At 66.3% G+C, this 12044-nt stretch carries 9 protein-coding genes; 3 read left to right on the forward strand and 6 right to left on the reverse strand.

Going from position 1 to position 12044, the window contains the following annotated elements:
* A partial coding sequence (gene ispG, locus JWP54_RS04890) for a flavodoxin-dependent (E)-4-hydroxy-3-methylbut-2-enyl-diphosphate synthase (protein WP_297368119.1) occupies window positions 1–1112 on the forward strand: 1112 nt, incomplete at its 5' end.
* Between the two features lie 32 nt (window positions 1113–1144).
* Here the strand turns inward: ispG and JWP54_RS04895 are convergent.
* The 5 genes from JWP54_RS04895 to JWP54_RS04915 form a co-directional block, all read right to left on the reverse strand.
* Entirely contained in the window at window positions 1145–2836 is a 1692-nt protein-coding gene (locus JWP54_RS04895) for an endo-1,4-beta-xylanase (protein WP_297368121.1), read from the reverse strand.
* Window positions 2833–4545, reverse strand: coding sequence for a polysaccharide deacetylase family protein (locus JWP54_RS04900; RefSeq protein WP_297368123.1), 1713 nt, complete (start codon window positions 4543–4545; stop codon window positions 2833–2835). The genes JWP54_RS04895 and JWP54_RS04900 overlap by 4 nt, the downstream gene beginning before the upstream one ends.
* A 96-nt stretch (window positions 4546–4641) precedes the next feature.
* Window positions 4642–6369 (reverse strand): polysaccharide deacetylase family protein, encoded by a 1728-nt coding sequence (locus tag JWP54_RS04905; protein WP_297368125.1) that lies wholly within the window; start codon window positions 6367–6369, stop codon window positions 4642–4644.
* Between the two features lie 37 nt (window positions 6370–6406).
* Window positions 6407–7753, reverse strand: a complete 1347-nt coding sequence (locus JWP54_RS04910; RefSeq protein ID WP_297368127.1) for a glycosyltransferase — start codon at window positions 7751–7753, stop codon at window positions 6407–6409.
* Between the two features lie 16 nt (window positions 7754–7769).
* Window positions 7770–8114 carry a hypothetical protein gene (locus JWP54_RS04915; protein ID WP_297368129.1) on the reverse strand — a complete coding sequence of 115 codons (345 nt, stop codon included), beginning with the start codon at window positions 8112–8114 and terminating at the stop codon, window positions 7770–7772.
* Between the two features lie 303 nt (window positions 8115–8417).
* Between JWP54_RS04915 and JWP54_RS04920 the strand changes: the two genes are divergently transcribed.
* Window positions 8418–10199 (forward strand): proline--tRNA ligase, encoded by a 1782-nt coding sequence (locus tag JWP54_RS04920; protein WP_297368131.1) that lies wholly within the window; start codon window positions 8418–8420, stop codon window positions 10197–10199.
* Window positions 10200–10317: 118 nt separating this feature from the next.
* On the opposite strand, the gene JWP54_RS04925 is transcribed toward JWP54_RS04920, so the two are convergent.
* Window positions 10318–11154, reverse strand: a complete 837-nt coding sequence (locus JWP54_RS04925; RefSeq protein WP_297368133.1) for a DUF1206 domain-containing protein — start codon at window positions 11152–11154, stop codon at window positions 10318–10320.
* A gap of 163 nt (window positions 11155–11317) precedes the next feature.
* Between JWP54_RS04925 and JWP54_RS04930 the strand changes: the two genes are divergently transcribed.
* The coding region (locus tag JWP54_RS04930; RefSeq protein WP_297368135.1) for a NusA N-terminal domain-containing protein at window positions 11318–12044 on the forward strand (727 nt) is incomplete at its 3' end.

Genomic DNA, 12044 nt, shown 5'->3' on the forward strand with positions numbered 1-12044 from the left:
CCCGACGCAAGTCCCGCCAGATCAAGGTCGGCAAGGTCCTCGTCGGTGGTGACGCGCAGGTCAGCGTGCAATCGATGACGACGACCCCGACGACGAACATCAACGCGACTCTGCAGCAGATCGCCGAACTCACCGCCTCCGGCTGTGACATCGTGCGCGTTGCAGTGCCCAGCCGCGACGACGCCGAGGTCCTGCCGATCATCGCCAAGAAGAGCCAGATCCCGGTGATCGCCGACATCCACTTCCAGCCCAGCTACGTGTACCAGGCCATCGACGCCGGCTGCGCGGCCGTGCGGGTGAATCCCGGCAACATCCGTAAGTTCGACGACCAGGTCGGCAAGATCGCCGCCGCAGCCAAGGCCGCGGGTGTTTCGATCCGCATCGGCGTCAACGCCGGCTCGCTCGAGCCCAGCCTGCTGCAGAAGTACGGCAAGGCCACCCCTGAGGCCCTCGTCGAGAGCGCCGTCTGGGAAGCCAGCCTGTTCGAGGAGCACGACTTCCACGATTTCAAGATCTCGGTTAAGCACAACGACCCGGTGATCATGGTCAAGGCCTACCGGCTGCTCGCCGAGCGCGGCGACTGGCCGCTACACCTCGGCGTCACCGAGGCCGGCCCGTCGTTCCAGGGCACGATCAAGAGCGCCACGGCGTTCGGCATCCTGCTCGGCGAGGGCATCGGGGACACCATCCGGGTGTCCCTCTCCGCACCGCCGGCCGAGGAGATCAAGGTGGGTCTGCAGATCCTGCAATCGCTGAATCTGCGTGAGCGCAAGCTCGAGATCGTCTCCTGCCCCAGCTGTGGTCGGGCCCAGGTGGATGTCTACAAGCTCGCCAACGACGTCACCGACGGCCTCGAGGGCATGACGGTGCCGCTGCGCGTGGCCGTCATGGGCTGCGTCGTCAACGGACCCGGCGAGGCGCGCGACGCCGACCTGGGCGTGGCATCCGGCAACGGCAAGGGCCAGATCTTCGTGCGAGGCGAGGTCATCAAGACCGTTCCCGAGTCCGAGATCGTCGCGACCCTGATCGAGGAGGCCAATCGCATGGCCGCCGAGATGCCGCCGAGCGAAGACTCCCTCGGCTCGCCCGTGGTGACGGTCGGCGCCAACTAAGCGCCCCGCCCGCTTCCACAGCGAGTCCGTGGTCAGCCCAGCGCGCGCCGCATCGCCTCATAGGCGGGCGTCGGCGTCCCTTCGTTGAACAGGAAGTCGTGGCCCTGTTGCAGGGTGCCGTCGTCGTGGATCCACCAGTTGTAGCGGTCGTCCACACCCCAGGTCGTGTAGGAGATGCAGGCAGGCGAGCGCAGGCAGGTGGCCAGTACCGCGGCGTATTGCTTCGCCTGGGCGGTCGTGCCCTGGTCGTCCGTGACGTCGTTCTCCGAGATGCGGACGTGCATCCCGGCCTTTCCGAAACGGGTCAGGGCCCTGGAGAGGTCGTCGGCGGAGATGGCATCGGTCTCCAGATCGTAGACGTGGGCTTGGAGCCCGACGCCGTAGATGTGCCCGCCCGAAGCGTTGGTGTCGAGAGCGAGCTTGAGCAACGCGTCCTGGCGGTACCCCGGCACGTCGGCCCCGTTCTCGTTGATGTATTGCCTGACGTCGGGATCGGCGTCGTAAACAGCCTGGGAGACCACCGCCGGGTAACCGGGCCCGAAGACCCGGTACCAGATGTTCTGCTGGAAGCTGGTCCCCTGATCGACGTCGAACGGTTCGTTGATGACGTCCAGTGAATCGAGCCGCCCCTTGAAGTGGGTCACCACTGTGGTGACATAGTCGAGCAGGGCCTCGGCGCTGGCGCGGCGCTCCAACTCCGAGCCGGTGGGGAGTTCCTGCATCCAGCGTGGCATCGCCTCGGTGAAGGCGATGGCGTGCCCGTGCGCGGCCAGGTCCTTGCTCTCGGCGATGGCGAGGATCGCATCGGCCTCCTCGAAGGTGTACACGGCCTGCTGGGGAGAGAGGAACTGCGGTTTCATCGCGTTTTCGGGGGTCACGGCACCGAAGTTGCCGACCAACTCCCGCGCGTAGTCAGGGTCCGCGGCAAGGGGACCGAGCGCCACTGCCGCACCAATGGTGAAGTCCGGCCGGGTCCGTGCAGCCAGGGCCTGCAACCCGTCCGCGGATTTTTCGGCCCTCGCGACGGCTGGACTCGCGGTGGTCAGCGAGGCGCCCTTCGGCGCGGTGGCGGTGAGCGAGCTGACCCGAAAGGAGCCGTCGTCGCTCGACAGCCCCAGCCAGAGCCGGCCAGACTCGAACACGCCGGCCAGGGGCAACGAAGACACAGTTTCCCCGCCACTGGCGATCTTGAGAATATCGCCGGACCGATGGACGGAAAGTTCGGCCTCCGGATCCGCAAGCGTCACATGCTCGTCATGCGCCGGCCGCGGGTCGGTCACGTCCTGCTGGGGGGAACCGTCGAAGACCGCAATCTCGAGGTCGTCGCCCCGGAGGGTGAGGCGGAGGCTCTGCGGCTCGATCCGGAACTCGTCGGCGATCACCGGCGGGCTGTCGTAGACGGTCCAGGCGGCGTCGGCGGACACGTCGGTGAAAACCGCGCTGAGCGAAAAGCCGCCCGTGATCACAAGGTGCGTGCCGGCCAGGTTGACCGGCGGGTTCGGCTGGCCTCCCGTACCGGTCTGCTCGACGATGGCGCGTGCGGTGGCCGAGACCTGCAACCCGTCGTCGTCCACCGTGACCCCCGGCGTGTGTCGCCAGTCCTCCTGCAGCAGGTCGATGACCGTGCCGGGTGCCGCCGACGGGGCGTTCGAGGAGCAGCCCGAGAGGGCGAGCAGCAGTCCGGAGGCCAGCGCGGACACGATTTGCCGGTGCCCGGGCATCATGGCCGCCACCACCGGACGTCATCCACGTAGGCCAGTACTCCGGAGTTGCCGGACACGTACACCTGCAGGCTGGCCTTCGCGACGTTCGTCGAGCTCGGCGAGTACGTCAGGTCGACATTGGTGACCCCGAGTGCGGTACTGGCGAGCTTCCACTGCCCCGAGATCCAGTTTCCACTGGCATCGTATTCGTCGATGTACCAGCCGACCTCACCGGCAGTGCGGTTCTTGATGTTGAGGTACGCGGATATTGTGTAGTTGCCGGGCGTCACGTTGACCTGCGGCGAGAACAGATGGCCGGTGCCCGTCGCTCCCTGCAGCTTCACCGAGTTCACCGGATTTGCCGGGGCGCCGTTGCCGGCGTTGTCGGCCACAATGGCGGTCGTGGCGTCGGTCCGCCAGCCAGCACTGATGCCGGCGTCGAAGGTGCCGTTCGCCACCAGGCTAGTGGGCGCCGGCGGTGGGGTCTCCGGGCCGAGCGCGAGCAGTTCCACGTTGTCCAGGTAGGCGGTGATGCCGGTCCCGGCGACGATGACCTGGAGACTGGCTGTGGCTACACTCGTCGAGCTGGGCGTGTAGGTGAAATTAAGCTCCTCCACCCAGCTTGAATTCTCCCGTTTTCGGTACTGCCCGGAGATCCAGGTTCCTGCGGCGTTGTATTCGTCGACGTAGAAGGCCACCTCGCCGGAGGTCAGCGCGGAGACGTTGAGGAACGTCTTGTAGAGGTAGTTCGTCCCCGGGCTGACGGCGACCTGTGGTGAGAACAGGTGCGCCGGGGTCGCACGGGAGACGAGCTTCAACGACCGCGTGGGATCGGGGTAGCTGCCGTTGGCGTTGGCGTCCGCCGTGACGTTCGAGGGAGCGTCGGTTCGCCATCCTCCGCCCAGCCCTGAGTTGAAGCTGGCGTTGGGCATCTTGTTGGGGGTGCCCGTCACAAGGCCCTTGGACACGTTGACGTTCTTGATCTGGCCGGCAGCCACCTTGGTTTCCACATAGGCAGCGAGCGCGTCCAGCTCAGCGGTGCCGAACTGGTAGTCGTCCGGGTTGGTGCTCGGCGTCGGGACGATGTCGTGGAAGGTGAACACCACCCACGACTTGGCCGCGATGGCCTGGTCGACCTTCGCCTTGAGCGTCGCCACCGTGTCGAGGCCCTCTTCCACCGCGACGTTGTTCACCAGATAGTCGCTCAGCGGCCAGAGGTTCACGCCCTCGTCCCTGAACCCGCGCATGGACGAGTAGTACTTGGCCACCTTGGCCAGGACTGTCTGGTCGTAGTCACCGTACGGCGGAGCGAAGGCCGTTGCGGTGATGCCCTGTGCAGCCAGGGCGGACCTGCTGTTCGCCAATTGAGCGTCGATCTGGGCCACGGTCAGCTTGTTGGACTGGCAGTCGTCGCCGGTTGAAGCGAGGCATTGGTGGTCGACCCCGTGCGAACCGATCTCCCAGCCGTATTGGGTCTGCAACTGCTTGACCTGCGCCCAGGTCAGGTACGGCACATCATTCTGGGCCCGGCAGGTGTTCGGTACAGTCGTCATGCCAACGCAGTTGGTGACCACATAGTTGGTGCCAGTCAAGCCGTGCTTCTGAAGCGTCGGAGCGGCATTGGTGAGGGCGCTGCGGAAACCGTCATCGAAGGTGAACGACACCAGCGCCGATGGCGCGGGATTTTCCACCGCGTTGGCCGCGACTGGAGCCAGCACTGCGGCGGCCATGGCGCCCACCGCTACGAGGACGGTCGCGAACCTGGCTCGCCCTACCGACTTGGATTTCCTTCTCAGCATAGGTTCTTCCGTTCTCTTCGGAGAAAGTCACTGCGGGCCTTGCAACTGCTCGAAGGCCTGAGCAACCGGCTGGACGTCGATGCCGCTCTTGTCGATGAGCTGCAGTTGGCCGGCGAGGGCATCGCTGGTGATGGTGCTGCGGTCCGCCGTGATGGTGTTCTGCTGGGTACCGGAATCCTCGGGGGTCGCGATTTGGTGGTACACGAGGATGAGCCAGCCGTTCAGCCGGGACGTCTCGGCTAGCGCTTCGGTCAGGTCGTCCGACGTGGTCTCATCGGTCACGTAGAAGACCTTCAGATCGTGTGCTTCGAGGTTCTGCCGGGTGTTGATGCCCTGCTCCGTCCCGCGCACCAGGTCGAAGTACCTGCTGGCATACCAGTCGACCTGGGGGTCGGACCGGCCGTACGGTGGCGCCAGAGAGTCGGTGCCGAGGCCGGCGGCAGCCAGCGCCGCACTGCTGCTGCGCAACTCATCGTCTAGCCGGTCGGTGCCCAGCGAGGTGAGGTCGACGTGATCGTAGCTGTGCGCAGCGATCTCATGCCCGGCCTCATGCATCCGCTGCAGCTCGGCGGCCGTCATGAAATTCGGTGTCTCGATGGAGCTGGCGTTGACGTAATGGGTGGACCGGAAGTCATGCTTGTCCAGCAGCGGCAGGGCCCGGTCGTATACCGATTGCCAGCCGTCGTCGAAGGTGATCGAGACCTTGGGGTGATCCCAGCGGAGGGCTCCCGGTCTGGTGACGTCGGTGAGCGAGCAGTTCCGGACGCCCGTGGTGCCGTCCCCGTGTGACACCAGGGTGACCATCGCCGACTTTGCTCCGTCGGGCACCTGGAAGAACTCCGTGATCGTGGTCCACTCTCCGGCCGGCGACACCGTCGCCAGGGTGTGGAACACGCGCCCGCCGTTCGCGAGTTCGAACTCGGCGACCACGTCCACGACGCGGTCCGATTGGTAGGTCGCGCCGAACGTGAAGTATTGGTCGGCGGTCACCGGCACGGGCGGGTACTGCCACTTTGCCTCCCCGCTCCGGTAATTCGAAATGCTGGTCCGGAGGAAGCCGCCGTCGTTGTCATTGCCGCGCTCGAACGCCACGGTCGACTCCCCGGAGGAGTACGGCGACCATGGCCCTGGTTGGCCGGCCTGCGTGTCGCTGAGGCCAGGATCGGGGATCAGATTGGGTGCCGTAGCGGCGACGGGCGGAACTTTCACGTCTTCGGCCGCCTCGAGGTACGCGCCCTCGACCCGCACGGTGCCCGTCGATGTGAGCCGGAATACGTACTCGACCGCGGTCGTCGTGACGCCGCTGACGAACGCGTCGCCCACCGTGAACAGGGAATTGCCCGGCCGTTCGAGCGGGTTCTCTTCCTGCTCGAGAGTCGTGCTGCCGTCGGCGTGGTGCTGGCGGGTCAGGAGCGTGAAATCAGCGTCGCTGGTCACGAAGGTCTTGAACAGGTAGGTGGTGCCCGGCCTGATCTCCACCAGCGGGCTCGTCAGCGTGACGTCGCCCGAGGCGTACCGGGCGACGTCGAGCTTGAGCGCGTGCGCGTTCTGCTCCCCGTCGACAAGGTTCAACGAGGTCGCGGCGTCCCCGCTGTGGCTGACCTGCCACCCGCCTACGGACCCAGCGGGCTCCGTAGCCGCTTCCAGTGCGGGGAACAGGTTCGCACCTGGCCGCGCCTGCGCGACACTGCTCGTCCCGCCGGCGTACGCCAGCCACCCGGCGGCGACGATGGCGACCACGACCGAACTGATCACGAGCGGATTCAGCAGCACTCGGAGTCCCCGCCTGCGCCTAGGCGCCATGAGCCACCACCACCGTGCTGCCGGCCCGTTTCGGGGACTTCCAGGTGTTGATTTCTTGCCGCCGCACGAGGCCGCGCGAACGCGCGATACAGCGAAGGGCCGCCGTCAGTTGGACCAGGTCCATGATGTAGAACAACAGGTACGCCGTCGGCGCGTAGACGGATAGCCGAGCGCGTTCGCGCACTGTCAGGTTCTCATCCAGCCAGATCGTCAGCAGGGTGTAGAACGTGACGGTGGCGTACGCACCGACAATCAGGGCTGGCGTCTGCGTGACCAACGACCAGTAAACTGCGTAGGTCCAGGCCAGGGGCGAGACCAGCAGCGTGAACTCGCTGAGTATCGCCATCGGCATCCGGTAGTAGGTCAGCGTTCCGGTGTGCCGGCGGCTCGGGTTGAGCATCATGCCGCGGTACTTGATGAGGTTCTGGAGGCTGCCGTACTTCCAGCGGAACCGCTGTTTCGCCAGGGCGGGGAGCGTGAGCACGCCTTCGGTCCTCGCCACCACATCGGCGCCGTAGACCATGCGGAAACGCCGGTTGCCCAGTTTGGTGATTTTCATGCTGAGGCCGATGTCCTCGGTCAGGGTGTCAGTGTCGTAGAAGTCGACCTTGCGCAGCACCCGCATTCGATAGGTGGAGGCCACTCCACCCACCACGAACTCGCAGTTCAGCAGCGAGTAGAGCTTTTTCGAGCGATAGCCGATCATGTGCTCGAACCGCTGCAGGAGGCCGAGCACCGTCGTATCCGACAGAATCTGCACGTTGGCGGCGACTCCGGCCACGTACGGATCATCGAAGTAGGTCAACGCGTTCGTGATAGCACCGGGCTCGAGGATCGAGTCGGCGTCGAGCGTCATGACGTACTGGCCCCGCCCGTGCCGCCGGAGCGCTGCGTTGAGCGCGGCACCCTTGCCGACGTTCTTGTGCATTCGCACTATGCGCAGGTCCATGTCGGGATGACGCACCTGGTAGTCGCGGACCAACCGGCCGGTGAGATCGGTGGAGGAGTCGTCCGCGACGATGACCTCGAAGGATCGGTACGTGCTGCGCGCGATGGAATCGAGCGTCCGGACGATCACCGTCTCCTCGTTGTGGGCTGCGACGACGATCGAGACCAGCCCCGGTACCTCGGGGGGCGCACGGCTGGTCCAGGTGGCCGTCGCCGCGCACTCCGCCTCGTACTCTGCGGGGAACCGGACGCCCCACAACGCTTTCCGCCGCTGCTGCCAGACGTCGTAGAAGTTGGCGCCCACCAGGTACAGGCCGAAGTGAATGACGTAGAGAATACTGACGCCGGCGAACAGCCAGAAGATGACGAGCGGGATGTCCATACTCATGCTTCAACACTCATACCTAAACGGAGTCGGTGGTGTGGGCGGGAACTTGCGCGGCGGCCATCCGCTCGGCGCGAGCGGGAACGTGCGCGGCAGTCACCCGCTCGACGCGCTGGTTGCGACGAGCTCCCGCGGGCACCTTGTCGGTCACGGCGACTGCCGCCGGAATCTCGGTGCTCGGGGTGGCCTCGGTCTGGACGGCGGCCTTGCGGGCGGCGGCGTGCCGATAGATCCACATCCCGACGAAGCGCATGATCACCGTGAGGATCACCAGGCCCCACAGCCCCACACTCAGTTGGGCCACGAAGCCGAGCAGGCCGTCGAACATTGCACCGTCCCGGCCGAAGGTTGATTGTGCGGTCACGTCGATGCTCTCCCTGATGCAGATCGCAAAAGGCGATCGTCTCCTGCCGGCGGGCATGCCGCTCTGGTGCGGCAAACCAGGCGCGAATAGCTCTGCATGGGTGTGGTCCTCCCTGGGGCATCGGGATGTGCACCGCTCGGCTGTCGGGCCTGCTGCACGCACGGGCGTATCTACCCGTAACAACCTAAAATGGTTTCGTGACTTTGCATACCCTTGTGCGGCAGCAGGCAGGCAACCCGGCGCAAGTGGTACCATTCGCCGCGCCGTGTCGAGGTCGAATCCATGCTCGCTAGGATGATGAGCGTGCCTATTCGTATGTCGAACTACTTTCTCCGGACCCTTCGCGAAGACCCCTCAGATGCCGAGGTCACCAGCCATCGCCTGCTTGTCCGCGCCGGCTATATCCGCCGTCAAGCGCCGGGCATCTTCGCCTGGCTGCCGCTGGGCCTGAAAGTAAAGGCGAAGATCGAGACCATCATCCGCGAGGAGATGGCCGCCGCTGGAGCGTTCGAGGTGCACTTCCCGGCCCTGCTGCCGCGGGAGCCTTACGAGATCACCGGCCGCTGGGACGAGTACGGCGACGGACTGTTCCGCCTGCAGGACCGCAAGGGCAGCGACCTGTTGCTGGCCCCCACCCACGAAGAGGTCTTCACCCTGATGGTGAAGGACCTCTACAACAGCTACAAGGACCTGCCGCTGTCGATCTTCCAGATCCAGGACAAGTACCGCGACGAGGCGCGTTCCCGTGGCGGCCTGTTGCGCGGCCGTGAGTTCACCATGAAGGACGCCTACTCCTTCGACTACACCGACGCCGGCCTCGACGCGAGCTACCAGGCCCAGCGCGACGCCTACGAGCGCATCTTCACCCGTCTCGGCCTCGAATACGTCGTGGTGCAGGCGGATGCCGGTGCTATGGGCGGGTCCAAGAGCGAGGAGTTCCTGCACCCCACCGCTGTCGGTGAAGACACCTTCGTGCGCTCCGCCGGTGGCTATGCGGCCAACGTCGAGGCGTTCCGCACGTTGGTGCCCGCTGCCATCGACTTCGCCGGGTTCCCGGCGGCGGCGGTGCACGACACCCCGGACACCCCCACCATCCAGACCCTGGTCCACTCGGCGAACGCCAGCCAGCCGCGGCCGGACGGTCGCCCCTGGGCCGCCGCCGACACCCTCAAGAATGTCGTGCTCGCGCTCGTCCAGCCCGATGGCAGCCGCGAGATCGTGGTGATCGGTTTACCCGGTGACCGCGAGGTCGACCTCAAGCGCGTCGAGGTGGCCTTCGCTCCCGCCGAAGTCGAGGCCGCCAACGACGGGGACTTCGCCAAGCTCGCCAAGGTCCCCGGCCGGCCCGCGCTGGTCAAAGGCTACATCGGCCCGTGGTCCGCGGACGGCGCCATGCTGGGGGAGACCTCGGCCACCGGCATCCGCTTCCTCGTGGACCCGCGCGTGGTCGACGGCACCGAGTGGATCACCGGCGCCAACGAGCACGGCCGTCACGTCTTCGGTCTCGTCGCCGGCCGGGACTTCGTCGCCGACGGCACCGTCGAGGCCGCCGAGGTGCGTGCCGGTGACCCGGCCCCCGACGGCTCCGGCCCGGTGGAGCTGGCCCGCGGCATGGAGATCGGCCACGTGTTCCAGCTCGGCCGCAAATACGCCGAGTCCCTGGGCCTGAAGGTGCTCGACGAGAACGGCAAGCTCGTCACCGTCACCATGGGCTCATACGGCATCGGCGTCACCCGTGCCCTTGCCGTGATCGCAGAGCTGAACAACGACGCCAAGGGGCTGATCTGGCCGAAGGCGCTCGCACCGTTCGACGTACACGTCATCGCCACCGGCCGTGACGAGATCGTCTTCGAGACCAGTGAGGCCGTCACCGCGCTTGTCGAGGCATCCGGCCGCGACGTGCTCTACGACGACCGCCGCAAGGTGTCGCCCGGCGTCAAGTTCGGTGACGCCGAGCTGATCGGCATCCCCACCATCGTGATCGTCGGCCGCGGCGCGGCTGAGGGCATCGTGGAGCTGTGGGACCGTCGATCCGGCGAACGCACCCAGGTGGCCGTGACGGAGCTGGCCGCGCACTTCGCGTAAGCACCGGCTAGCTGGTCGGGCTTGTCGACGCCGTGCTGAGCCTGTCGATGTAGACCCCGTGCACGTCACCGGGTCTCTGACAAGCTCGACCAACCTATTGGTCGCGTTTCGAGGCGAATCAGAGGCGCGCGAAGCGGGCGCGGAAGAGGCAGTAGACGCCGTAGGCGATCAGGCCCAGGCCGACCAACACCAGGATGACCATGCCGAACGGCAACGCGGCCAGCGAGTGCAATGCGCCGTCCAGGCCGGTCGACTGGCTCGGGTCCACGGTGAAGCCCGCCACGATCACCAGGATGCCCACGACGCCCACGGCGATGCCCTTTGCCACGTAGCCGGCAATACCGAGCCCCACCGTGGCCTTGCCGATCGTGCCGGCGGGCACGGCCAGGTCCTCGGTGAATTTCTTCGCGACGCCCTTGTAGACGAAGTAGCCACCGATCGCGAGAACGGCCAGCCCCGCGAGCATCAGCAGCACCGGGCCGCCGGGCAGCGCGAGAACGCTTGCGCTGGCCGACGACGAGCTCTGCGACGAGTTCGCCGAGCCCTGCAGCGCCACGGTCAGGGCGGTGCCGGCCACGAACAGGTACGCGACGCCCTTGCCGGCCTCCTTGAGCCGCTCGGCCCAGACCTTCTTCGACGACTCGTTGTTCGGCTCCAGGAACGCCTGCAGCACCTGGAACAGGCCCAGCGCCACGAGGCCGACGACAATGGTCCAGATCACGAAGATGCCGCCGGGGGACTTGGCGACCTGGCCGAGCGCGCCGGACTGGTCGGCGCTCCCGCCGCCGGACCCGACGGCGAGGCTGATCGCGATGGCACCGATCAGCCCGTGCAACAGTCCGTTGACCGCATATCCGACCCTGGCCAGCGTTTTGAGGTGCGGGTTGTTACCGGCTTTCCGTGCGGCACGGCCGGCCGAGCGGGCGCCGGCCTCTGCGGATGATCGAGTGTTCATCGCAGTATCGTACCCGGGGATCAGCACCACCACGCGGGTGGCGCCCGGTGTGTTCCGCCCGGTGGTCCTCGGCGGGTGACGCATGCCCCGGGATTCCGGTACCGTAGGTAGAAGCCCGCTGCGCGGTTTCGCGGCGGCAAGATCTGAATAGAGGAGGCCGGCCATGGACATCGACCTCAGCGTGTTGCGGCTGATGGAGCGCGAGAAAGAGATTCCCTTCGAGGAACTCGTGCAGATCATCGAGCAAGCAATTCTGACGGCCTACCTCAAGCACACCCACCAGGGTGAGCCGCTGAAGCAGGCTGCGGAAGAAGAACCCGGAGCTCGCGTCGTACTCGACCGCAAGTCCGGTCACGTCGACATTTACATTCCTGAGCACGACGAAGAGGGCAACATCATCGGCGAAGCCGTTGACAACCCCGACGACTTCGGTCGTATTGCCGCATTCGCGGCCAAGCAGGTCATCAACCAGCGCCTGCGCGACATCGCGGATGACGCGGTGCTGGGCGAGTTCAAGGGCCGCGAAGGCGAGATCGTCGCCGGCGTGATCCAGCAGGGCCCCAACCCCCGCATGATCCACGTCGACCTCGGCACGATCGAAGCGATCCTTCCCCCGGAGGAACAGGTGCCGGGCGAAAGCTACGTGCACGGTTCCCGCATCCGGGTGTACGTCACGGCCGTGGGCCGCGGCATGAAGGGCCCGCAGATCACCGTGTCGCGCACCCACCCGTCGCTCGTGCGCCGGCTGTTCGCGCTCGAGGTGCCCGAGATCGCCAGCGGAGTCGTGGAGATCGTTTCCCTGGCCCGCGAGGCCGGCCACCGCACCAAGATCGCCGTGCACACCACGGTTCCGGGCGTCAACGCCAAGGGTGCCTGCATCGGCCCCATGG

Origin of the sequence: Cryobacterium sp. (genome assembly GCF_025463825.1) — a bacterium.
In the GTDB taxonomy this organism is placed as follows: domain Bacteria; phylum Actinomycetota; class Actinomycetes; order Actinomycetales; family Microbacteriaceae; genus Cryobacterium.

What these genes read in the sequence shown, in the direction of transcription:
- JWP54_RS04910 (WP_297368127.1), bottom strand. Translation starts at nt 7,753, where the DNA reads ATGAGTATGGACATCCCGCTCGTCATCTTCTGGCTGTTCGCCGGCGTC.
- JWP54_RS04900 (WP_297368123.1), bottom strand. Translation starts at nt 4,545, where the DNA reads ATGGCCGCCGCAGTGCTGGCTCCAGTCGCGGCCAACGCGGTGGAAAAT.
- JWP54_RS04895 (WP_297368121.1), bottom strand. Translation starts at nt 2,836, where the DNA reads ATGATGCCCGGGCACCGGCAAATCGTGTCCGCGCTGGCCTCCGGACTG.
- JWP54_RS04925 (WP_297368133.1), bottom strand. Translation starts at nt 11,154, where the DNA reads ATGAACACTCGATCATCCGCAGAGGCCGGCGCCCGCTCGGCCGGCCGT.